At 41.4% G+C, this 23,484-nt stretch carries 25 protein-coding genes; 15 read left to right on the top strand and 10 right to left on the bottom strand.

The window, feature by feature from the left end; translation table 11 throughout:
* Nucleotides 1-169 precede the first annotated feature (169 nt).
* From nrfD to nrfA, 4 genes are all read right to left on the bottom strand, one after another.
* Nucleotides 170-1,132 (bottom strand): cytochrome c nitrite reductase subunit NrfD, encoded by a 963-nt coding sequence (gene nrfD, locus IHV77_RS04190; RefSeq protein WP_194812874.1) that lies wholly within the window; start codon nt 1,130-1,132, stop codon nt 170-172.
* Complete coding sequence (gene nrfC, locus IHV77_RS04185; protein ID WP_194812873.1) at nt 1,129-1,806, bottom strand: cytochrome c nitrite reductase Fe-S protein; 678 nt, start codon at nt 1,804-1,806, stop codon at nt 1,129-1,131. Before nrfC ends, nrfD begins: the two co-directional genes overlap by 4 nt.
* A complete protein-coding gene (nrfB, locus tag IHV77_RS04180; RefSeq protein WP_194812872.1) occupies nt 1,803-2,441 on the bottom strand; it encodes a cytochrome c nitrite reductase pentaheme subunit in 639 nt (212 codons plus the stop codon). The genes nrfC and nrfB overlap by 4 nt, the downstream gene beginning before the upstream one ends.
* Before the next feature lie 77 nt (nt 2,442-2,518).
* On the bottom strand, nt 2,519-4,042 hold the full coding sequence (nrfA, locus tag IHV77_RS04175; protein WP_194812871.1) for an ammonia-forming nitrite reductase cytochrome c552 subunit: 1,524 nt from the start codon (nt 4,040-4,042) through the stop codon (nt 2,519-2,521).
* 573 nt (nt 4,043-4,615) lie between these two features.
* Here nrfA and IHV77_RS04170 point away from each other — a divergent pair.
* The 3 genes from IHV77_RS04170 (at nt 4,616) to IHV77_RS04160 (ending at nt 8,293) form a co-directional block, all read left to right on the top strand.
* Nucleotides 4,616-6,490: a PTS mannitol transporter subunit IICBA gene (locus IHV77_RS04170; RefSeq protein ID WP_194812870.1), complete on the top strand. Its 1,875-nt coding sequence runs from the start codon at nt 4,616-4,618 to the stop codon at nt 6,488-6,490.
* Nucleotides 6,491-6,554: 64 nt separating this feature from the next.
* Nucleotides 6,555-7,709 (top strand): mannitol-1-phosphate 5-dehydrogenase, encoded by a 1,155-nt coding sequence (locus tag IHV77_RS04165; protein WP_194812869.1) that lies wholly within the window; start codon nt 6,555-6,557, stop codon nt 7,707-7,709.
* A gap of 71 nt (nt 7,710-7,780) precedes the next feature.
* Nucleotides 7,781-8,293 carry an MltR family transcriptional regulator gene (locus IHV77_RS04160; protein WP_194812868.1) on the top strand — a complete coding sequence of 171 codons (513 nt, stop codon included), beginning with the start codon at nt 7,781-7,783 and terminating at the stop codon, nt 8,291-8,293.
* Between the two features lie 120 nt (nt 8,294-8,413).
* On the opposite strand, the gene mutM is transcribed toward IHV77_RS04160, so the two are convergent.
* The 4 genes from mutM to radC form a co-directional block, all read right to left on the bottom strand.
* The gene (gene mutM, locus IHV77_RS04155) at nt 8,414-9,229 is read right to left on the bottom strand and encodes a DNA-formamidopyrimidine glycosylase (protein WP_194812867.1); all 816 of its coding nucleotides are present in this window, start codon (nt 9,227-9,229) and stop codon (nt 8,414-8,416) included.
* A 125-nt stretch (nt 9,230-9,354) separates the two neighbouring features.
* Nucleotides 9,355-9,525: a 50S ribosomal protein L33 gene (gene rpmG, locus IHV77_RS04150; RefSeq protein WP_005613503.1), complete on the bottom strand. Its 171-nt coding sequence runs from the start codon at nt 9,523-9,525 to the stop codon at nt 9,355-9,357.
* 11 nt (nt 9,526-9,536) lie between these two features.
* Nucleotides 9,537-9,773 carry a 50S ribosomal protein L28 gene (rpmB, locus tag IHV77_RS04145; RefSeq protein ID WP_011608297.1) on the bottom strand — a complete coding sequence of 79 codons (237 nt, stop codon included), beginning with the start codon at nt 9,771-9,773 and terminating at the stop codon, nt 9,537-9,539.
* 226 nt (nt 9,774-9,999) lie between these two features.
* Nucleotides 10,000-10,662, bottom strand: a complete 663-nt coding sequence (radC, locus tag IHV77_RS04140; protein WP_194812866.1) for a RadC family protein — start codon at nt 10,660-10,662, stop codon at nt 10,000-10,002.
* Nucleotides 10,663-10,849: 187 nt separating this feature from the next.
* Here radC and coaBC point away from each other — a divergent pair, with 187 nt between their 5' ends.
* Genes coaBC through crp form a run of 5 tightly spaced genes read left to right on the top strand, consistent with a single transcriptional unit; the run spans nt 10,850 to nt 14,144 of the window.
* On the top strand, nt 10,850-12,052 hold the full coding sequence (gene coaBC, locus IHV77_RS04135; RefSeq protein WP_194812865.1) for a bifunctional phosphopantothenoylcysteine decarboxylase/phosphopantothenate--cysteine ligase CoaBC: 1,203 nt from the start codon (nt 10,850-10,852) through the stop codon (nt 12,050-12,052).
* Nucleotides 12,053-12,100: 48 nt separating this feature from the next.
* Complete coding sequence (gene dut / locus IHV77_RS04130; protein WP_194812864.1) at nt 12,101-12,556, top strand: dUTP diphosphatase; 456 nt, start codon at nt 12,101-12,103, stop codon at nt 12,554-12,556.
* A 3-nt stretch (nt 12,557-12,559) separates the two neighbouring features.
* On the top strand, nt 12,560-13,216 hold the full coding sequence (gene slmA / locus IHV77_RS04125) for a nucleoid occlusion factor SlmA (RefSeq protein ID WP_194812863.1): 657 nt from the start codon (nt 12,560-12,562) through the stop codon (nt 13,214-13,216).
* 21 nt (nt 13,217-13,237) lie between these two features.
* Nucleotides 13,238-13,456 (top strand): YheU family protein, encoded by a 219-nt coding sequence (locus IHV77_RS04120; RefSeq protein WP_194812862.1) that lies wholly within the window; start codon nt 13,238-13,240, stop codon nt 13,454-13,456.
* Nucleotides 13,457-13,475: 19 nt separating this feature from the next.
* Nucleotides 13,476-14,144, top strand: coding sequence for a cAMP-activated global transcriptional regulator CRP (crp, locus tag IHV77_RS04115; RefSeq protein ID WP_194812861.1), 669 nt, complete (start codon nt 13,476-13,478; stop codon nt 14,142-14,144).
* A gap of 259 nt (nt 14,145-14,403) precedes the next feature.
* Here the strand turns inward: crp and efp are convergent, their stop codons facing one another.
* Nucleotides 14,404-14,970: an elongation factor P gene (gene efp / locus IHV77_RS04110; protein WP_005544066.1), complete on the bottom strand. Its 567-nt coding sequence runs from the start codon at nt 14,968-14,970 to the stop codon at nt 14,404-14,406.
* A 37-nt stretch (nt 14,971-15,007) separates the two neighbouring features.
* Here efp and epmB point away from each other — a divergent pair, with 37 nt between their 5' ends.
* The 7 genes from epmB (at nt 15,008) to IHV77_RS04075 (ending at nt 22,630) form a co-directional block, all read left to right on the top strand.
* Entirely contained in the window at nt 15,008-16,024 is a 1,017-nt protein-coding gene (gene epmB / locus IHV77_RS04105; protein ID WP_194812860.1) for an EF-P beta-lysylation protein EpmB, read from the top strand.
* Nucleotides 16,025-16,126: 102 nt separating this feature from the next.
* On the top strand, nt 16,127-17,473 hold the full coding sequence (gene oapA, locus IHV77_RS04100; RefSeq protein ID WP_194812859.1) for an opacity-associated protein OapA: 1,347 nt from the start codon (nt 16,127-16,129) through the stop codon (nt 17,471-17,473).
* A gap of 48 nt (nt 17,474-17,521) precedes the next feature.
* Complete coding sequence (locus IHV77_RS04095; RefSeq protein ID WP_194812858.1) at nt 17,522-17,920, top strand: MliC family protein; 399 nt, start codon at nt 17,522-17,524, stop codon at nt 17,918-17,920.
* Nucleotides 17,921-17,923: 3 nt separating this feature from the next.
* Nucleotides 17,924-18,634, top strand: a complete 711-nt coding sequence (recO, locus tag IHV77_RS04090) for a DNA repair protein RecO (protein WP_194812857.1) — start codon at nt 17,924-17,926, stop codon at nt 18,632-18,634.
* A complete protein-coding gene (gene rlmD, locus IHV77_RS04085; RefSeq protein ID WP_194812856.1) occupies nt 18,634-19,950 on the top strand; it encodes a 23S rRNA (uracil(1939)-C(5))-methyltransferase RlmD in 1,317 nt (438 codons plus the stop codon). The genes recO and rlmD overlap by 1 nt, the downstream gene beginning before the upstream one ends.
* A gap of 78 nt (nt 19,951-20,028) precedes the next feature.
* Entirely contained in the window at nt 20,029-22,260 is a 2,232-nt protein-coding gene (gene relA / locus IHV77_RS04080) for a GTP diphosphokinase (protein WP_194812855.1), read from the top strand.
* Nucleotides 22,261-22,273: 13 nt separating this feature from the next.
* Nucleotides 22,274-22,630 carry a diacylglycerol kinase gene (locus tag IHV77_RS04075; protein ID WP_194812854.1) on the top strand — a complete coding sequence of 119 codons (357 nt, stop codon included), beginning with the start codon at nt 22,274-22,276 and terminating at the stop codon, nt 22,628-22,630.
* 71 nt (nt 22,631-22,701) lie between these two features.
* Here IHV77_RS04075 and IHV77_RS04070 read toward each other — a convergent pair whose 3' ends face one another.
* A complete protein-coding gene (locus tag IHV77_RS04070; RefSeq protein ID WP_194812853.1) occupies nt 22,702-23,460 on the bottom strand; it encodes a DeoR/GlpR family DNA-binding transcription regulator in 759 nt (252 codons plus the stop codon).
* Nucleotides 23,461-23,484: the final 24 nt, after the last annotated feature.

Below are 23,484 nucleotides of genomic sequence, written 5' to 3'. Positions count from 1 at the left end.
TGTGCAACTGGTACATAATACAGAATAAAAAGAAAGGCGCATTATTATACGCCTTCCCCAAAAACACAATGTATAGTGAATTAAATTTATGATCATTGCTGCGCTTCGCTGTGCTATTTGCACTGCCTTTGGCTTTGTATCCAACTTTAATTGAATTCACAATCATTTATTAGGCTACGGTCAACTGACCGGCATACAAAATAAAATACCGTAAACACAATACGCCGATTAAATCAAAGATTGAGACGAGAATGATAAAGTTACGGTTATATTTTAGATTGCCTGCGAATAGGTTTCCGATTAACGGAATTAAAATCCCGATAAAGAAGACACCAATCCAAAATACTGCGCCCCAGAATCCGGAGAGTGCATTATGTAGTGCAACAGTTTTTTGTCCGCCACCAAAATGTAAACCTACAAAGAAGCATACTAGCAAACCAAGTTCAGTAACCATAATCGGCACTTCAAATTTGTGGATGAAGTGGGATTCGTGGGAATCTCCCTTTAACTTACCCGCAATTAAGATAATCAGAAATGTTGCGGCGATGCCGGATGAAGTACCGGAAGCCAAGAATAACGCCGGTAATACAGGGTTATTCAACATTGGATAACTAATCAATGCGGAGAGTAAGAAACCGGTGTAAGCGCCTAATACCGCAGCTAATATGAATAAAATCACCTCAACAGGGCTAACCAGGCGTTCTGCAAAACCAATCAGTTTTATAACGAATTTTAACTTTGGCATAAAGCGGTTAATTAGCGCTTCGATGTCATTTTTAAAGATTGCGATTCCCCATAATACTAAAAACAGCATATAAATTTGGAAAAGCATAACTCCCATCGACATCACTGAATTGAATTGGTAGTTAAACATTAACTTCCAAAACGTCCACGGGCGTGCCAGATGGAAAATAAGGAGCGTTAACCCGATTAGAGTTGGTACCGAGCCCAAAATTATACCGGAACGAATAATCCAATTTTGGCTAGGGTTTTCGAGATTGTTACTCCGTTTGTAAGCAATGGCTAATTGCACCGCACCGGATGAGATCCCAAGTAAAAACAAGTAGATCGCAATGGTGGAATCCCACACTAAATTAGGTGTGTGGAACGGAACTGGATAATCTAACGTCATCTTCTTGGCTCCCCATGTTGGAATGGAATATGGTAAAGATTCGGCTGTGTACCTAATTCCACTTTCGTGCGATAAACCGGTTTTTCTTTCACTTTGCGCGCTACCGCACTGGTTGGATCATTCATATCGCCAAAGGTTAACGCTTTGGTCGGACAGGCTTCCACACAGGCGGGTAGTTTGCCATTAGCTAGGTTGGTATCGCGACAGAAGTTGCATTTATCTGCGGTTTTATGCACAGGATGAATGAAACGTACACGATACGGGCAAACAGCAATGCAATATTGGCAACCTACACACAAATCTTTATGTACATCTACAATACCGGTGTCTTTATCAATAAAAGAGGCTCCTGTCGGGCAAACCGCCACACAAGGGGCGTTACTACAATGTTGGCAAGATTGACGGAAAAACTCATATTCCTGATTCGGAAATTCACCGTAAGGTTCACTACGCAGAATTTCTAAACGAGAAACGCCTTGAGGCACTTGGTTAACATCACGGCAGGCATCCATACAAGCTGTACAGCCAATACAAGCCGTTTCATCGTGCACCATTGCGTAACGTTTGGTTTTATCCGCCTTATTTTCTTTTGCCAGAGAAGTTAAAGATGTTCCCGTTATAAGGATTACAGCCCCCATACCGGAAACAAAGTTTCGGCGTGAGCAAGTGGTCATTGTTTATCCTTTTGTTCGGTTGATGTTTCTTGTTCGGCTTTGCGTTTTTGTTGTTCGCCATGGCAGTCAACACAAAGTTTCACTCGTTCTTTCGGTTTGATGCCTTTCATCGGTTCATCTTTCGGGTGAAGAGTGTGACAGCTTGCGCAAGGCAACTTCATTGCGTGAACGTCATGAGCCCAAAGTTTTTCGCGTAATTTATCCGGTTGATGGCAAGCAAAGCAAACTTGATTTTGTTCCTGTACTGAATACATTGGCTTTTTCTCACCAAAGATATCGCCTTCAAAGCGCATCACATCTTTTACACCACGGCGGTGATCTTCAGAAATGTTACCGTGACAGCTCACACAAGTAATAGGTTTACCATTGTTTGGATTTTTTTGATTTAAGTGTGCGCCATGGAATTTACCAAAGTGTAATTCTCCCCCTGATTGATCCAAGGTTTGGTTTTTATCCACTTTGTCAAATTTATGGCATTTTGCACAATATTGATTGGGATCACGCTGATTTTCTAATTGCGGTTCATAACTTTGTACTGAATCGGTTTGTGCTTGAGCAATCATTGGCACCATTGAGGCAAATACAAAGAGCACCGCCGCTTTTGCCATATTGCGAAATAAAGAAGTTAAATTCATTTGGGTTACCTCAAATTTATCGTTGAAAACGACCGCACTTTTTAAGTTAAGGAAACACAAAAGTGCGGTAATTTTTCTTATTGTTTTGTTGTGGTATCTTCTGCTAATTTGCCATTAGCTTTCGCTTCTTTTTCCCATTGAGGTACGACGGTTTTTAAGAATTCTTCTTTTGCTTTACGTTCTTTTTCAATATCGATACCCATTACTTTCCAAGCTTTTTCTGCAGTAGAAATATCAGGTATTTCAACCGGAGTTTTCACGCCGCGTTTTGTTAAGATAACGGCAAGTTTAGTGCGTGCCTCAGCAGCTTTATCTATACCTGAACCCAATACGCGAAGCATCACATCCGGTGCGTGCATATGGCCACCATGACTTGCCGCAGCATAGTCCCAACGCCATTGTGCGTGACGGATATCCATTAATGCCGCTTCCATTTCTTCTTTTGTTGCGCCTGCATCCCAAGCCGCTTTGGCTTCAAAATGTGCTTTCACAACTTGATCTTCTAAACGCCCCATTACGTCTTTCACTTCTTTTTTACGTGAAGCAACGATATCTTGAAGTTTTTCTTTGCTTTGATCGTGGCAGTTTGCACAAGTGCTGTTGAAAGCATCAAATGGATTTTGGATTTGGTGATCGGTATAAACTTTGCCCTCGGCATCTTGGACTTTCGGCATATGGCAGTCAACGCAGGTCACACCGTTTTTACCATGCATACCTAAAGACCAAATTTCAAAATCAGGGTGTTGCGCTTTTAACATCGGAGCTTTAGAAAGAGAGTGAGTCCAGTCACTGAAACCGATATCGTCATAGTATTTTTCGATATCATCCACGGTTTGGCCGTTATTCCAAGGGAACGTAACTTGCTTGATATCACCGGCGAAGTAATATTCAACGTGACAGTTTGCACAGATCTCCGCGCGTTTTTCCGTACGTGCAGCAGTGTTGAAACTTAAATCAGCTTGTTCTTTACCTTCAGCTTTCGCTTTGGCTTGTAATGCATTATTTAAGTTATCCAATGCACGTAGCACGTGTGGACGTGCGATACGTAACGCCGGTTTTCCTTCAGCAAAGTCTTTTGAAGTAGTATCATGACAATCGGCACAACCGATAGCGTTCACGACTTCAGCGCCGCCTTTTGCCCATTTTGCATTAAAGTAGCCTTCTTCTCCCCATTCTGCTATTAAACGTGGAACATCCGGTCCCTTACAGGTCCAACACGCCATCGGTTGTGGACCGTCATTAGCGGTTTTGGGCGCACCGGTACGTAAAATATCACGTACGTCTTTAACCGCATAAATGTGACCACGCGGCGCATTGTATTCTTTTGCGAAAGCATAGCCTCCCCAAAGTACGATTAAACGCGGATCTTGTTCATCGGCATAAATAATCTTGTCGCCTTTTTCTGTAGCTTTCCAAGATTGAAATTGTAGAGGATATTTTTCAGCGAATTTTTCATTCACCGCTTCAATTTTTAAATTAGGATTTGGTGCTTCAACCGGTTGTTCAAGTGGCTTATAAACCATTTCCGCCGAAACGGAATTGTAAGCACCTAAGGCAGCGAAAGAAGCCGCCAGAATAAGGCTTTTTCTTAATGCGTTCACGATAATCACTCCATAACTAGGGTAGGAAAAGTAAAATGAATTTAAATGCGAACCATTCTTGATAAGATATTGAAATTACTTAAAAAAAGAGGGTTCGGTTCGAGGATAACGATATCAAAAGTGCGGTTATTTTCTAGAGAGATTTGCCAAAAGATTGAGTTAGATCAAAACAAGATATATGAAATACATCTAAAGAGGTAGATGGTAGTCTTATTATGGCCAGACAAAGTCTGGCTATAAAAACCATACGCATAGCGTATGGTTTTTTTTCGAAATAAATCGGTAGTTTTTATGCCGGATTAGTAATATTTTTAAATTCGACATCAAAGCCATTTTCTTTATGTTTTAATATTGTGACATTTTGTTGAGTGATGATTTGTCATAAAGATGTGATCTTAATCACAAAAAATATTAATAAAAATAAATAATGTGATCTTTATCACATTTATTAAAATTATCTCTGTGAAAATTTTGTGATCAAGTTCACAAATTTAAATGAAATAATTTTTTCCTGAAAAATTCTTATGATATGTTGAGCGCACTTTATACAACTCTCTTATTTGTGAGGTTTTTATGTTATCAGCAAGCGCGAAAGTGAAAATTCAAAGTTTTGGACGTTTTCTTTCCAATATGGTGATGCCGAATATCGGTGCGTTTATTGCGTGGGGTTTTATTACCGCACTTTTTATCCCGACAGGTTGGTTGCCAAATGAAACTTTGGCAAAATTGGTCGGGCCAATGATTACCTATTTACTTCCGCTATTAATCGGTTATACCGGTGGTAAATTAGTCGGCGGAGATCGTGGGGCGGTGGTCGGTGCTATCACTACCGCAGGGGTGATTATCGGTACGGATATTCCAATGTTTCTTGGTGCGATGATTGCAGGTCCGACAGGCGGCTGGGCGATTAAGCGCTTTGATAAATGGGCGGACGGTAAAATCAAGAGTGGTTTTGAGATGTTGGTAAACAACTTCTCATCAGGCATCATCGGTATGATTTTAGCGATTTTATTTTTCTGGGTTGTCGGTCCGGTAGTGAAGTCGTTAACCGAATTATTAGCCGCCGGCGTGAAAGTGTTAGTAGATAATAATTTGCTTCCGTTAACCTCTATTTTCGTTGAACCTGCAAAAATTCTTTTCCTAAATAATGCGATTAACCACGGTATTTTCTCACCGCTTGGTATTCAACAATCGCAAGAATTCGGTCAATCTATTTTCTTTTTAATCGAGGCAAATCCCGGCCCGGGACTAGGTATTTTGCTCGCTTATATTTTCTTTGGAAAAGGTTCGGCAAAACAAACCGCAGGCGGTGCGGCGGTGATTCATTTCTTCGGTGGAATTCACGAAATTTATTTCCCTTATGTGTTAATGAACCCTCGTTTACTCATTGCTGTGATTGCTGGTGGAATGGCAGGAGTGTTTACCTTAACGCTATTTAGTGCGGGCTTGGTTGCACCGGCGTCTCCGGGATCAATTATTGCGGTATTGATGATGACTCCGAAAACCTCTGTTGTCGGAGTGGTGGCTTCAGTCGTTGTTGCCTGTGCGGTCTCATTTGTATTGGCGTCTTTCTTCTTAAAAATTCAAAAAGAAGAATCAAACAATCTTGAGGAAATGCAAGCTGCATCAAAAGCAATGAAAACAGGCAATTTGAATCAACTCCAAGCAACCGATTATAAAGGGCTAAGCAAAATTTATGTCTCTTGTGATGCAGGTATGGGCTCGAGTGCGATGGGCGCAAGTATGTTGCGTAAAAAAGTGAATGATGCCGGTTTAGCGTTAGAAGTGACGAATGTGGCGATTAATGACTTACCTGATGATGCGCGTCTTGTTATTACCCATCAAGATTTAACTTTACGTGCGAAAAAACAAGCACCTAATGCGATGCATTTATCTTTAACTAATTTTTTGGATAATAAATTTTACGATAGCCTTGTTCAAGATTTGAAAGCACAGCTTAATGTACAAGCGGTAGTTGCGAAACCGGAAGAAGATGTGGTGGAAGTAAACGGTGCAAAATTTACCTTAAAACCGGAACAAATCTTCTTGGGGTTAAGTGCCGATAACAAAGATGAGGCGATTCGTTTTGCCGGTGAGCAATTGGTGAAAGCCGGTTTTGTTGAGCCTAGTTATGTAGATGCGATGTTCGAGCGTGAAAAATTGGTTTCAACTTATCTTGGTGAAGGGGTTGCTGTGCCGCATGGTACGGTAGAAGCGAAAGACTCAGTATTAAAAACCGGTATTGTTGTGTGTCAGTATCCGTCCGGCGTACGCTTTAATGATGAGGAAGACGGCATCGCAAAACTGGTTGTGGGTATTGCAGCGAAAAATAATGAACATATTCAGGTGGTTTCTGCGATTACTAATGCGCTGGATAGTGAAGAAGCCATTGAAGTCTTAACGTCAACAAATGACGTAGAAAAAGTACTCGCATTACTTAAAGCATAAAGTGCGGTAAATTTCAGCGGCGTTTTTACGCCGCTATCCTTTTAAATCAACTTGGGGTAATAATATGAAAGCATTACATTTTGGTGCGGGAAATATCGGGCGCGGTTTTATTGGTAAGTTATTGGCTGATAGCAATATCCACGTAACTTTTGCCGATGTGAATGAACACATCATTAATTTGTTGAAACAGAATCAAGCCTATAACGTAAAAATCGTTGGTGAAAATTTAAACACCATTGAACGGGTAACGAATGTGAGCGGTGTAGATTCAAAAGATGAAGCGGCGATCATCGGATTATTTAATGAGGTTGAGCTCATTACCACTGCGGTCGGACCGAATGTCTTAAAAATTATTGCAAGTACTATCGCAAAAGGTTTGGAAACTCGGTTGAGTGCGGGCAATGAGAAACCGTTAAATATTATTGCTTGTGAAAATATGGTGCGCGGTACAACTTTCTTGAAAGAGCAGGTATTTGCCCATTTAAGCCCGGAAATGCAAGCAAAAGTAGAAAAGGTAGTCGGCTTCGTTGATTCTGCGGTGGATCGTATTGTACCGCCGGTGCAAGCGGATGAATCGGATCCATTACTTGTTACGGTTGAAGAGTTTAGTGAATGGATTGTAGATGAAACGCAATTTAAGGGGGAAATTCCACCGATTGGCGGTATGGAAAGAACCGATAACTTAATGGCATTCGTTGAGCGTAAATTATTCACGTTAAACACGGGCCACGCCGCAACTTCATATCTCGGAAAATTAAAAGGTTATCGCTTTGTAAAAGAAAGTATTGAAGATGCGGAAATTAAAGCGGAAGTTAAAGCAACGATGGAAGAAAGCGGTGCGGTATTGATTAAGCGTTATGGTTTTGAGCCGCAAGCTCATCGTGCGTATATTGAAAAAATATTGAAGCGTTTTGCGAATCCGTTCTTGGTTGACGATGTTGATCGTGTTGGGCGTGAACCGCTGCGTAAATTAAGTTTTAATGATCGGCTGATTAAACCGTTACGCGGCACGTTAGAATATCAACTTGATAACACGCACTTGGTTCATACCGTTGCAGCAGCCTTGTCTTATCGTAATGAACAAGATCCGCAGGCTTTGGAGTTAGCACGAACTCTTAATGAAAAAGGCGTGTACGAAACCATTCGTCAGTACACCGAATTACAAGATGAAACGGTAATCGAGCGTATTGCACAGGCTTACGAAAGCATTCCTCATTAGTGGTGATGGGCGAATTAATTTTCTCCCTTTTTCATTACAAAAGTGCGGTCAAAAATTAAAGGGATTTAGTCGTGCCATCAGAACATATTTATGAAAAACTTAACGAAGCAAGCTCCGTTCGAGGTTTTATTATTGCCTCCGTAACAATTTTCGATGAAGTGGTGGACGGTTTAATTAACCGCGTTTTTCGTAAAACGGATTTTGTAGTTAAATCCGTGGTTGATTCTTTATTTGAAACCAGCGGGCCGCTTTCAGATCTTTCTATTCGGTTAAAAGTGTTATTTGGTCTAGGCTTGTTTGAGCGTTCTATTTTTGAGGATATTCTCCATTTTATTGATTTAAAAGAGCGGTTAAATAATGATGAAAAAGAATACGGCTTTTCTGATGAATTGATGATAGATTTTGCGCAAAGATTAAATTTTGCGGAAGAAAAATATCTATTGGACTTTCCTCTTGATACAGCTTCACCGGATTCACTGCTTTTTCAAATGAAACAACAACGCAAAGAAAAATTACTGCGTTCTTGTTTAACTCTTAGCGTCATCGAGATTTGTGACAAACTGCAAATTGAAAGCCCGCTTTAATTAAGTTCCTGTATTATGCAAGTAGCATAAAGCTGAAATAACATGAGCGGTAAGGCGTAGATGCCTTGTGCCATGATAAATCTCTTATTGGCAGGCATAATTTAAAATAAAGGGAAGTCTTTATTTTTTCTTTTGGCAATGGGGGCAAAGATAACTGTTACGTTGACCAATCACTAAACTTTCGATTTTTGTACCGCACTTTGGACAAGGTTTATCTTTGTTACCATACACTAACAGTTCTTGTGCAAAATAACCGGGACGGCCATCAGGCTGTAAAAAGTCTTTAAGAGTTGTTCCACCTTGCTCAATCGCTTTAGCCAGTACCGTTTTAATTGTATCAACGATTAACCCGCATTGTTTTCGGGTAAGATTACCCGCCGATTTGAGTGGGTGCAAACCACATAAAAATAGGCTTTCATTGGCGTAAATATTCCCAACACCGACAACAACGGCATTATCCATCAGGAAGGTTTTAAGTGCGGTTGTTTTTTTGCGAGATTTTTTAAACAGATACTCTGCATTAAATTCGTCAGAAAGAGGTTCAGGGCCGAGTTTTAAGAATAAGTGAAATTCATCAAGATCTTCCGTCCATAGCCAAGCACCGAAACGGCGGGGATCGTTATAACGTAATAGTTTTCCATTATTTATGACGATATCAAGATGATCGTGCTTATCAATCGGGCTATCATGCGGCACGATCCGTACAGAACCGGACATTCCTAAATGACCGATAATATAGCCTTTTTCCGTGTGAATTATGAGGTATTTCGCTCGGCGGCTGAGGGTTAAAATTTTTACATTTTTTAGTTCTACCAATTCAGGTGAAACCACCCAACGTAATTTAGGTTGGCGTACGGTAATTTTTTCAATGGTAAACCCCTTTAGATAAGGGCTTACACCGCGCAGGGCGGTCTCGACTTCAGGAAGTTCAGGCATTTAGATACTCTTGGTTTTATTTCGAGAGGAATTTCGTTCTCTGTAAAAATGATGGCTTTAGGGGAAATTTCCTCATCTTAAGATAGAAAAAAACCCGAACAATGTCGGGTTTTCTACCTGCAAAATTATTTGATTTTTGCTTCTTTGTAGATAACGTGTTTACGCACTACAGGATCAAATTTTTTGATTTCCATTTTTTCAGGCATATTACGTTTGTTTTTATCGGTTGTGTAGAAATGACCGGTCTCTGCAGTAGAAACTAAACGGATTTTCTCACGAGCGCCTTTAGCTGCCATATTTTAGCTCCTTAGATTTTTTCGCCACGAGCACGGATTTCAGCTAACACTGCATCAATGCCTTTTTTATCGATAATACGCATACCTTTCGCAGTTAAACGTAAGGTTACAAAACGTTTTTCACTTTCAACCCAAAAACGATGAGTGTGAAGGTTTGGAAGAAAACGACGACGTGTCGCATTCATTGCGTGTGAGCGATTGTTACCCACCGCAGGACGCTTGCCCGTTACTTGACAAACTCTAGACATAATAATCTCCAATAACTAAATATAAGCTCGAGCTTACGGTTCGGATTGTTTAAACCTGCTTAAAACAGGTTTGCTCCCTCGTCAGGTCGCGCTAATCCGACCCGCTTACTATATTAAAGGTCGCAGATTATACTGACTTTATTTTCATTTCTCAAGTATAAATGCGATTTTCCAACAACTTAGCGGTGAAAAATAGTCGGCACTGATAAAGTTAAAGAAAGTAAAGTTAAAGTAAGCGATTTTCCGCAAAGGAATAGCAATCGCCTTTACCCACGATAAAATGATCAAGAATCCGAATCTCCATCAATTCGGCCGAATCACAAATTTTTTGCGTAATGATTTGATCGGCATAACTGGGTTCGGCAATGCCTGATGGATGATTATGCACCAAAATAAGTGCCGCTGCATTGCAATAAAGGGCTGCTTTGATGATTTCGCGGGGATATACGCTGGAAACGTTAATTGTGCCTAAAAATAGTCGTTCTTTTTTAATAAGACGATGTTGGCTATCTAAAAAAAGCACCATAAAAATTTCACGTTCTTCGTGCTGCAATTCCGTACGTAGGTAGAGTTTAACAATTTCGGGGTCATTGAAAATTTGAGCGTTAAATATCTCTTGCTTAAGATAACGTTTGGTCATTTCAGTGGTCGCTTGCAGTTGAATAAATTGTGTAATGCCCAGCCCTTTTACCGCACAAAATGCTTTTTGATCAGCGGAAAGCAATACTCGGAGCGAACCGAAATGTTCAAGCACCCGCTTGGAAAGTTGCATAACGGGGCAACCTTTTATACCCGTGCGTAAAAAAATCGCTAAGAGTTCGTGATCCGAAAGTGTATTAACGCCATATTTTAATAATTTTTCACGTGGCATAAGCTCGCCTGATTCCATTGATTTTCCTTTCGTGAGACAAAATATCTTAAATTCTGACCGCACTTTTCCGATAGCGCTAAGCCCGCATATAAAATCTGGGAAGCGGATCGTAAAAATAAAATTTTTTATTCTGATAAATTGAAGTAAAATGCAACGAATTGTGGTTAAGCACTAACAAACTTAAATGTTTTTGAACGGAGAGGAAATGGAATTAACCGGAAAATGTGTAGTGGTCGGGATAACAGGTGGCATTGCAGCTTATAAAACCATTGAATTTATTCGCTTATTACGTAAAGCGGGGGCGGAGGTTCGTGTCGTGTTAACCTCTGCGGCGGCAGAATTTGTTACTCCGCTGACTTTACAAGCCATTTCCGGCAATGCCGTAGCGCAGTCTTTGCTTGATCCGCAAGCAGAGCTCGCTATGGGGCATATCGAGTTGGCGAAATGGGCTGATGTCATTGTTATTGCGCCGGCAAGTGCCGATTTTATCGCCCGTTTTACGGTGGGAATGGCGAATGATTTGCTTTCGACCATTTGTTTGGCAACAAATGCGCCGATTTTTCTTGCCCCGGCAATGAACCAACAAATGTTTCGCCAGCCCATAACGCAGCAAAATTTAACCGCACTTGAAATGCGTGGCATGCAACTTATCGGGCCAAATAGCGGCTTTCAGGCTTGTGGTGATGTGGGTGCCGGGCGAATGTCCGAACCGATGGAAATGTTGACCGCGCTTTCCGATTTCTTTGCCCAAAGCCAAGATTTACGAGATTTAAATGTCGTCATTACTGCCGGCCCGACGCGTGAGTCGCTTGATCCGGTGCGTTATATTTCTAATCACAGTTCCGGAAAAATGGGCTTTGCCATTGCTGAAGCCTTTGCTAAACGAGGCGCAAAGGTGACTTTGATTAGTGGACCGGTCAATTTAACGACACCGAAAAACGTCAATCGCATTGATGTGATTTCTGCGCAAGAAATGTGGCAGGTTGCTCTTGAAAGTGCGGTCAAAAATCAGATTTTTATTGGCTGTGCGGCGGTAGCCGATTATCGTGTCGCAGAAGTTGCGACACAAAAGATTAAAAAATCAGGTGATGAAATGACGATAAAGCTCATTAAGAACCCGGATATTATTGCGGACGTGGGACATTTGTCCGAATCTCGCCCATTCACCGTAGGTTTTGCCGCCGAAACACAAAATGTGGCGGGTTATGCGAAAGATAAATTGCAACGGAAAAAATTGGATATGATTTGTGCAAACGATGTATCCGGAGGGCAAGTATTTAATGCGGATGAAAATGCCTTACAACTTTTTTGGCAAGGTGGCGGTAAAGTTCTCTCGTTAAAATCGAAAGCTGATTTAGCCACTGATTTGGTGAATGAAATCGTTCTGCAATATCAAAAAAACTTATAATTTTTGACCGCACTTTGAGATAAACGTATTTCTAATGAGAGGAAGTAAATGAAGAAAATTGATGTAAAAATTTTAGACCAACGTATCGGCAAGAAATTTCCTTTGCCGACTTATGCGACGGAAGGATCGGCAGGACTTGATTTACGGGCATTGATTGACGAAAGCCTGGAAATTAAACCGGGTGAAACAAAATTGATTCCGACCGGGTTATCTATTTATATTGCCGATCCTAATTTGGCGGCGGTGATTTTACCTCGTTCGGGGTTAGGACATAAACACGGCATCGTGTTAGGTAACTTAGTGGGATTGATTGACTCTGATTATCAAGGCCCTTTAATGGTATCTGTTTGGAATCGCGGTTCTGAACCGTTCAAGGTGGAAATCGGTGATCGTATTGCGCAACTTGTATTTGTACCGATTGTACAGGCAGAGTTCAATATTGTTAGCGAATTTACGGAAACTGAACGTGGTGAAGGTGGTTTTGGGCATTCGGGTAAGAAGTAATTTATGGTAGAAGAACAATTATCATTGGACGGCGTAGATGAAATTAAGCCGGAAGTAAAAGCACCAAAAATTGAAAAGCGTACGGTAAAAGAACGCCGCCAGCAGGTGCTGACTGTGTTAACACATATGTTGCATTCTGAACGGGGAATGGAACGGATGACGACTGCGCGTTTAGCGCAAGAAGTCGGCGTGTCGGAAGCGGCGCTTTATCGTTACTTTCCAAGTAAAACAAAAATGTTTGAAGCCTTGATTGAAAATATTGAGGGTAATTTACTAAGCCGAATTAATACCTCTATTCGGAACGAAACCAATACAATGCATCGTGTGCATGATATCTTACAGATGATCTTGGATTTTGCCCGTAAAAATCCGGGATTGACACGAATTTTAACCGGCCATGCGTTAATGTTTGAAGCACCACAATTACAAGTGCGTGTTGCCCAATTCTTCGATCGCCTTGAAATGCAATTCGTCAATATTCTACAAATGAGAAAATTGCGTGAGGGAAAAGGTTTTTCTGTTGATGTGCGCATTATTGCCTCTCATTTGGTTACCTTATGTGAAGGGCAATTTATGCGCTATGTTCGTACGAATTTTCGCGCGACCTCAAACCAGTCTTTTGAACAGCAATGGCGGTTTATTGAGCCGTTATTCGCTTGATTGACTTTCCGGGGGAAATATATGATTATTCCGTGGCAGGATTTAGATCCCACAACGCTTGATAATATTATTGAAAGTATCATATTGCGTGAAGGAACAGACTATGGTGTTGAAGAGATTCCTCTCGTACAAAAAAAAGAGCAGTTGTTAGCACGCGTTTGTAATGGAGATGCGGTGATTGTTTGGTCAGAGTTGCATGAATCCATTGATATAAAAGATAAAATGGAATTTTTAAAGTAAGAATTGATAAGGAGTCGATATGTCAGATTATGTCGATATTGATATGGAGCAGCATCAGGAAGAAAAAGCTCCTGCAAGAGATCCGGCGCTGGATTGGTTTTTAACACACTGCCATATTCATAAATATCCGGCAAAATCAACCTTAATTCATGCAGGCGAAGATGCGACAACACTTTATTATGTGATTAAAGGTAGTGTGATGGTGTCGGCAAAAGATGATGAAGGCAAAGAGATGATTTTAACTTATCTCGGTGCCGGAGAATTTTTTGGTGAGGCAGGATTGTTTGATGAAGGTTCAAAACGCTCGGCTTGGGTAAAAACCAAAACACCTTGTGAAATTGCTGAAATCTCTTATAAAAAATATCGTCAGCTTATCCAACTTAACCCTGAAATTTTAATGTTTCTTACCGCACAATTGGCGCGCCGTGTACAAAATACATCACGTCAAGTAAGTAATCTGGCATTTTTGGATGTAGCGGGACGAATTGCACAAACCTTGATAAATTTGGCAAAACAACCGGAAGCAATGACTCACCCCGATGGTATGCAGATTAAAATTACACGCCAAGAAATCGGGCAAATGGTAGGGTGTTCCCGTGAGACGGTGGGGCGCATTATTAAAATGTTAGAAGATCAAAATTTGATTCATGCCCACGGAAAAACCATTGTCGTTTACGGGATAAGATAATTGATGAATAAAAAACCACCGAAAGGTGGTTTTTTTATTCTATATCTCTACAAATTTACAACATTAATAAACTTCATCTAAGCAAAGGTTGTTGTTTGCTATTCATAAAATAGCATGAGTAAATATAGAATGATGTTTTCTTTTTTCTAAAGACAAGGGCGGTATTATGTATCAGTTGCTACTCTTTTGTGTAACTGCTGCATAATACCGAAAAATTTATAAGATTTTTGACCGCTCTTTATCGGTGTTATGGAAATGATTATTTCACACGAGAGACATATTCGCCGGAACGGGTATCTACTCGGATAACTTCACCGATTTGAACGAATAATGGCACTTTCACCACAGCACCGGTACTTAACGTTGCCGGTTTGCCGCCGGTACCCGCGGTATCACCTTTTAAGCCGGGGTCAGTATCTACAATTTCTAATTCGACAAAATTCGGAGGGGTAACGGTGATTGGCGCACCGTTCCATAACGTCACGATACAATCGGCTTGGTCTAATAACCATTTTTCGGCATCGCCCACGGCTTTTGCATCTGCCGAGTATTGCTCGAATGTTTCCGGATGCATAAAATACCAGAACGCATCGTCTTTGTATGAATAGGTTAAATTCAGATCCATCACGTCAGCGGCTTCAACCGAAGTACCGGATTTGAAGTTTACGTCCAATACTTTGCCTGAAATTAATTTACGAATACGGGTGCGTGTGAATGCCTGTCCTTTACCCGGTTTTACGAATTCGTTTTCAACGATCACGCAAGGCTCTCCGTCTTGCATAAATTTTAGACCCGGTTTGAAATCACTGGTAGTATATGTAGCCATATTTTAAATATCCTAAAAAATAGAGATGGTTTGAAAAGTGCGTATTTTAACTCAAGAACCCGCCATTAGAGAAGAACAAAATTGGCTCGCTATTCTAAAAAATGCAATTTCTGATCCGAAATTGTTGCTAAAAACGTTGAATTTACCGGAAAAAGATTTTAAGCAATCAGTAACCGCACGCAAACTTTTCTCTCTTCGAGTGCCACGACCGTTTGTGGATAGAATGGAAAAAGGCAACCCTAATGATCCGCTTTTTTTGCAAGTGATGTGTTCGGCGTTGGAGTTCTTACAAGCGGAGGGATTTTCTACCGATCCTTTGGAAGAACAAAATGCCAATGCCGTTCCTAATATTTTGCATAAATATCAAAATCGTTTGTTGTTTATGGTGAAAGGCGGTTGTGCGGTAAATTGCCGTTATTGTTTCCGTCGCCATTTTCCTTACGATGAAAACCCCGGCAGTAAAAAGAGTTGGCAAGGTGCACTGGATTACATTGCGGCACATTCCGAAATTGAAGAAGTGATTTTTTCCGGCGGTGATCCCTTAATGGCGAAAGACGATGAATTGGAATGGTTGATAAAACGCCTTGAAAATTTACCGCACTTACAACGTTTACGTATTCACACCCGCCTGCCGGTCGTGATTCCGCAACGTATCACCGATAAACTTTGCCTGCTTCTGGCGGAAAGCCGTCTGCAAATGGTGATGGTAACGCACATTAATCATCCGAATGAAATTGACGAACGGTTGTCATACAAAATGCAAAAACTTAAAGGGGCAAATGTGACATTGCTTAATCAGTCCGTCTTACTGAAAGGGATTAATGACGAAGCGATAATTTTGAAAAACTTAAGCGATAAGTTATTTCAAATCGGCATTTTGCCTTATTACCTACATTTGCTTGACAAGGTGCAGGGAGCGAGCCATTTTTTTATTGATGATAAACAAGCCGCTAGACTGTATAAGGAATTGCAAGCGCTCACCTCCGGCTACTTAGTGCCCAAATTGGCGCGGGAGATTGCCGGTGAGCCAAATAAGACTTTATACACCGCATAAGATCCGATAAAATATGCGCGATTTTTTTCACCGCACTTTCGTGCTTGGCGATAAGAACAAAAACTGCCGATAATGATTAATTGAGGTAACTCTGTGAATGCTATGAATAACAATCCATCAAACGAAAATAAATCACAAAACGAACTTGATCTCGGTCTTAACCAAACCGATTCGGTTATTCCGAGAAAACCGGTTCAACATAACGAATCTTTACTTGATAAAGCAAAAGGGTTGACCGGTTTATTTGCCCGTAAAGAACAAATCGAACCCCAATTTAATGTACGTAAAGAGCCGACTTTCGGAGAAAGTGTTGAGCCGCAGTCGATTCAGCAACCAAATTTTACGGCAGAACCTAAAACAGCGGAAGAAGAAATCGTTCAGCAAGTGGAATCAACCGTTGAATCTGTCATTGAAAGTGCTGAAGATAAAGCGGAACAAGCGATTGAAGCGGCTTCCTCCGTTTCAGAACAAGCAAAAGAGACTTTAGCCGCCGGCACAACCGCAGCGACAGCCGCATTAAAACGTCCTGAAAAATGGAAAATATTACAAGTTTTACCGGAAAAACATCGCCGTTTATTTATCGCGATTTTAGCCTTGGTATTGCTATTAATCGTTTTCTTTGCGTTAAAGCCGAATTCCGACACGGTGGAATCTTTTGAGCTGCAAAACAGCAATGAAATTCCGGTGCAATTTCAATCTTTAGATCAGTCTCAACCGGTTGAAACTACTGTGTTAGATAATGTTCCGACGCAAAGCGCACCAATTGTCGAGCAACAAGCCCAAAGCGAATCGGCATCTTCAGAGCCGAGTAAAATGGAATATATGGGCGACGCACGAAAAGACAGTGTAAAAGTACCTGAGATGCCTGCCGCACAGGCACAATCTGTACAGCAAGAGATTACCGCCCAAGCGATGCCGGTTGCTCCTGTTCGTCAAGAAACAGCTAAATCGGTGACTACTCAACAAGAAGTCAAATCAGCACCGAGAACGGTTGAAGTTTCTCATGATAATGTTAAAACCGTAAAAGAACCGAAAGTTGTAAAAAAAGCACCAACTCCGGTGAAAGCAACAAAAGTTGAACAGACACCAAAAGTTTCAGCTCAAGAGGCGAAAGTAACGGTGAAAAATGATCGTAAAGTTCAAATTGTGGATGCTAAACCTAGCGGTAGTGCAGCAAAATCATTAACGTCATCTACAGCGGCAAGTAAAACCTTAACCGTTCCTCAAGGTGTCTCCTTAATGCAGGTTTTCCGTGATAATCAACTCAATATCTCTGATGTAAATGCGATGACTAAAGCGAGCGGCGCAGGGAATGTGTTAAGTAGTTTCAAGCCGGGGGATAAAGTTCAGGTTTCACTGAATGCCCAAGGGCGGGTAAGCGAATTGCGTTTATCAAACGGCGCGAAATTCGTACGCCAAGCTGACGGTTCGTATCAATTTAGAAAATAGTTTTAAGGGCGATTGTTCGCCCTTTTTGTTTAATTTCGGCAGGTGTTTATGCTAAAAAAAACATTGCTAATTTCAACCGCACTTTTTATTGGCGGTTGTGCGCAAAATCCGCTATTAAACGAGCCTCAACCGCAAAAAATGATGGTGGAGAAAGTGGATAAAGCTTCGCAAAAAGGTTCGGCGAGGCTGTATCTTTGTAAAGATAACAAAGAAGTTCGTGTGGTACATAGCACGCAAAAGAAAAACAAGAAAACCCTTAAACGAGTTTCGGTTACCTTTAATGAAGTGACGGAAAGATTAACCATGGTGATTTCCGAACGGGGCAATAATTATAGCAATATTCGCTGGACATGGCTGGAACGCGATGATTTTAGCTCGTTGAAAACCAGTGTGGGCGTGATTTTAGCCGAACAATGCGTGCTGAAAAACGCAGTATTGAGAAAATAAGGCGTGCAAACCGAACTTCAACGCGGCTTTGTACTTCATCGCCGCCCGTATAGCGAAACCAGTTTATTGGTGGATTTATTTACCGAAGAAAGCGGTCGTTTGACGGTTCTCGCAAAAGGGGCGAGAGCAAAACGTTCCGCATGGAAGTCGGTGTTACAGCCCTTCACCCCCTTATTACTACGTTGGAGCGGCAAAAGTAGCTTAAAAATTCTCACCAAAGCCGAACCTGCCGCTATCGCCTTACCCTTACAACAAACGGCACTTTACAGCGGTTTTTATGTGAATGAACTGCTCACCCGAGTGATTGAGACTGAAACGGCAAATCCTCAACTTTTTCAACACTATCTCAAATGCTTAACCGGCTTGGCGACCGAATCCAACGTTGAACCCAGCTTGCGTTTATTTGAATTTAATTTACTTCAAATATTAGGGTATGGTGTGGATTTCTTACATTGCGCAGGTTCGGGGGCGCCGGTGGAGGCGACAATGACTTATCGTTATCGGGAAGAAAAAGGGTTTATCGCTTCATTAGTGAAAGATAACCTCACTTTTTATGGACGTGAACTCATTGCTTTTGAAGCCCTTGATTTTTCCGATGAGAATGTTCGTCAAGCGGCAAAGCGTTTCACACGTATCGCATTAAAACCTTATCTCGGCGATAAACCGCTGAAAAGTCGAGAATTATTTACTCAAAATATTTTATTTTTTAAATAATGGCACTTCTTTATACCCAACAGAAAAAAACAAAAAATACGCAAAATATCGTTGCCGAAATCCGTGAATTGGATTATCAAGGCTTAGGCGTGGCGAAAATCAACGGCAAAACTTGGTTTATCGAAAATGCGTTACCACAAGAAAAGGCGGAATGTACCGTCATAGAAGATAAACGCCAATACGGGCGAGCGGTTGCTAAAAAATGGTTCAGCAAAAGTGAGCAACGCGTTGAGCCGCGCTGTGTCTATTACGGCCGCTGCGGTGGTTGCCAAGGACAACACATTCCGATACAAATGCAACGGGAAGCAAAACAAACCGCTTTGTTTAAACGTTTAAGCAAACTTCAAACGGAACCGATCGCATTTAGTCCGATGATTTTCGGGGAATCTTGGGGCTATCGCCGCCGTGTGCGTTTGAGTTTAGGATTTAACCCGAAAACCAAAGGTATTGAACTGGGCTTTCGTAAGAAAAATACTCAAGATCTTATTTCTATACAATCTTGCGAAGTGATTGAGCCGCGTATTAATAATTTGTTGCCAAAATTGACCGCACTTTTGCACGACTATTCCATTCCAAAACAGCTTGGGCATATTGAATTGGTTGCTGCGGATAATGGTGTGGCAATGTTATTGCGTTACAAAGGAAATCTTGCTGAAACCGACCGCACTTTGTTGCTTGATTTTGCCAAGCGGGAGCATTTAATGCTCTTTTTTCAAAGTGATATAGGGATTGAACGGGTTTATGGTGACGTGCCTTATTATCAATTTGTCGATGGCACAAAATTGTATTTTGATATTCGCGATTTTATTCAAGTTAACCGCACTCTTAACGAAAAAATGGTGGAAACCGCATTAGCTTGGTTGAATTTACAACCTACGGATCGCGTGCTGGATTTGTTCTGCGGTATGGGGAATTTCACATTACCGCTCGCTAAGCGGGTAAAAAGTGCGGTCGGAATTGAAGGTGTTTTTGATATGGTGCGAAAAGCCGAGCAAAATGCCGAACGAAATCGGCTCAATAATATTGAATTTTTCCAAACAGATCTTGACCAACCCTTTGTCGATCAAATTTGGGCAAAGCAATCTTTCAACAAAATTTTGCTCGATCCACCGCGTAGTGGTGCGGCTTTTGCTCTGAATGCGTTGTGTGAACTGAAGGCGGAAAAAATTTTGTATGTTTCTTGTAATCCGGCAACATTAGTACGGGATGCGGAAATTTTACGCCGTTTCGGATACCACATTGAAAAAAGTACGGTGATCGATATGTTTCCTCATACGGGACATTTGGAGTCGATGACGCTATTTTCTACAAAATAACTCGGTTATTCTGTTACAATAGCGCGACTAAAATGGAGTGACAGGATGTTGCTCCTATCTTCATCAACAGGGGGTATTATGGTTGCTGTTCGTGGTTCTCATTTGTTAAATCCGCAAGATTTTGTGATAGAACAATGGTGTGCAGGATTAAAGCTGACGGAGCAGACGGAAAAAACGCTGATTGATGCTTGGTATTATGCACGCAAACATATTAATGCCCATCCTGAAGTGATGGAAAATGCCACTCTGACACTCCAATCCGGTGTAGAAATGGTGGAAATTCTGCACGAACTGAATATGGATGCGGAAAGCTTGATTACTGCAATGCTGTTCCCGATTGTGGCGAATCATTTGGTCGATTGGGAAACCCTAAAAGAAGAATTTGGTACGAAAATCACCAAATTGCTCAAAGGGGTGGAAGAAATGGACAACATTCGCCAGCTTAATGCCAGCCATTCAGCCAATGCACTACAAGTAGATAACGTACGCCGTATGTTGCTCGCAATGGTCGATGATTTCCGTTGTGTGATCATTAAACTTGCCGAACGCATTACCTTCCTTCGTGATGCGGAAAATCGTTGTTCTGAAGAAGATAAAGTTCTTGCGGCCAAAGAATGTTCCAATATTTATGCACCGCTTGCCAACCGTTTAGGGATTGGTCAGCTCAAGTGGGAATTGGAAGATTACTGTTTCCGTTATTTGCACCCCGAACAATACCGCTCGATTGCGAAGCTTTTACAGGAACGCCGCCTTGATCGCGAACATTATATCGCGGATTTTGTGGCGGAATTGAGCGGCTATCTGCGTGAAAATATTGAACACGTAGAAGTTTACGGTCGCCCAAAACATATTTACAGCATTTGGCGGAAAATGCAGAAAAAACATTTGGAATTTAGCGGCTTATATGACGTAAGAGCGGTCAGAATTATCGTACAAAAATTACAAGATTGTTATACTGCACTTGGTATCGTTCACACCCACTTCAAACATTTACCAAAAGAATTTGATGATTATGTCGCCAACCCGAAACCGAACGGTTACCAATCTATTCACACCGTTGTGTTAGGAAAAGGGGGAAAACCGATTGAAGTGCAGATCCGTACCCAACAAATGCATGACGATGCGGAATTAGGTGTTGCCGCTCATTGGAAATACAAAGAAGGTAACACGGGAAGTCTTTCCGCTTATGAAGAAAAGATTGCGTGGTTGCGTAAATTACTGGCGTGGCAGGATGATATTACGGATTCCGGCGAGGTGATGGCGGAATTACGCAGTCAAGTGTTTGATGATCGCGTGTATGTGTTTACCCCGAAAGGGGAGGTGGTGGATTTACCGACAGGTTCGACACCGCTTGATTTTGCCTATGCGATTCATAGTGAAATCGGTCATCGCTGCATTGGGGCGAAAGTGGCGGGGCGTATTGTGCCGTTCACTTATCAATTACAAATGGGTGATCAAATTGAGATTATTACCCAAAAGAATCCAAACCCAAGCCGTGACTGGCTCAACCCAAATTTAGGCTTTACCCACACCGCAAAATCCCGAGCCAAAATTCAGGCATGGTTCAAAAAACAAGATCGCGACAAAAATGTGCCGGCAGGTAAGGAATTATTGGAGAATGAATTAGCCCGCTTGAATCTTAGCTTAAAACAGGTTGAGCAGCATGCCCTGCCGCGCTACAACTTAAAAAATATAGAAGATCTTTATGCGGGGATTGGGAGTGGGGATATTCGTCTTAATCAGCTTATTAATTTCCTACAAAATAAACTGATTAAAGTGACGGCGGAGGAAGCCGATCAGGAGATCTTACGCCATGTTGCAACGAAAAGTGTGAACAATGCACAGCAAAAAATAGCCGCGAAGAACGGCTATGTAATTGTTGAAGGGGTGGGCAATTTAATGCATCATATGGCGCGTTGTTGTCAGCCGATTCCGGGCGATGCCATTGTGGGGTATATCACAATAGGACGTGGCATTTCCATTCATCGCAGTGATTGTGAGCAGTTTTTAGATCTGCAAACCGCCCATCCGGAACGCGTAGTGGAATCCATTTGGGGAGAAAATTATGCCAACGGTTTTCGTATTAATATCCGCGTGGTCGCAAGTGATCGCAACGGTTTATTGCGTGATATTACAACGGTTCTGGCGAATGAAAAAATCAGCGTATTGGGTGTTGCAAGTCGCACCGATATGAAAAAACAACTGGCAACCATTGATATGGAAATTGAACTCCATAATGTGGAAAGTTTAAGTAAAATCTTGGCGAGACTTGCAAAATTAAATGACGTAATTGAAGCCAAGCGTTTATAAAATAGGAAGCGGTATGTATAAAACCACGGGACTAACCCATTTAATCAATTCAACGAAATATTCTGTCCAAGGCTTAAAGAGCGCATTCAAAAACGAAGCGGCATTTCGTCACGAGTGTTTCTTAGCCTGTATTTTAATTCCATTGGCTTTTTGGCTTGGTGACACCAAATTCGAAATCATCTTGATGATTTCTTCTGTTTTACTTGTTATGGTTGTGGAACTGTTAAATAGTGCCGTTGAGGCTGTTGTCGATCGTATCGGTGCTGAACGCCACGAGCTTTCCGGACGGGCGAAAGATCAAGGCTCTGCTGCGGTTTTTGTTGCACTTTGCATTGTTGCTATTGTGTGGGCAGGCTCTTTATTCTTTTAAAGTGCGGTCAATTTTTAGAAAGATTTTCGGCTTATGTTGTTGGCATAAGCCGTTTTTTTTATTGCGGATATTTATGCGGTGATGAGATTAATATTCAGCTCTTTAATCGCATTTTGCGCGGATTCAACGAGGTTTTTATCGCAAATGATGCGCTCGAAGCGTGTCAACGGGCAAATATGGAATGTCGCAACTTTGCCGTATTTTGAGGAATCGGAGACTAAAATACGTTGATTGCTTGAATCCAAAAGCGCTTTTTTTACCGGTAATTTGGTTTCGTCAGGCGTGGTTAAGCCTTTTAGTGTCCATGATGAAGTGGAAACAAAGGCAATATCAATAGAAAGTTGACGTAAAAATTGTCCGGCAAGTTCCCCGACGGAAGAGTGATTTAATTTATTTACCGTTCCGCCGATATGAATTAATTCGCACTGCCCGTTTGTCATTAAAAAATGTGCGATGGAAAAATCGTTCGTTATCACTAATAAATCATCACGTTCAATTAAACGGTAAGCGATTTCCAATGTGGTTGTTCCCGCATCAAGATAGATCGTTGTATTGGTTGGAATTAATTGGGCTGCAACTTCACCGATTTGCTCTTTTTGCGTGTGAAAAAGTAAGGATTTATCTTGGTGGGTCGGCTCAAAAGAAAGGTGTTCCTGCATTGTAACGCCACCGGATACTGAAATCACTTTTCCCTTTTCTTCCAATTTTTGAATATCTCGGCGAACCGTCATATGAGAAACATTTAGCGAATCAACTAATTGTGCAATGCTCACAATCCCTTTCTGGTTAATTAAATTAAGTAGCAGTTTTTGTCGTTCGGCAGGAATCATAATTTCTCCCTAAAAATTTATTTC

Origin of the sequence: Rodentibacter haemolyticus (assembly GCF_015356115.1) — a bacterium.
In the GTDB taxonomy this organism is placed as follows: Bacteria; Pseudomonadota; Gammaproteobacteria; order Enterobacterales; family Pasteurellaceae; genus Rodentibacter; species Rodentibacter haemolyticus.
Note: the sequence above shows the minus strand (reverse complement) of the source record. Positions and strands in the feature narration are given on the sequence as shown.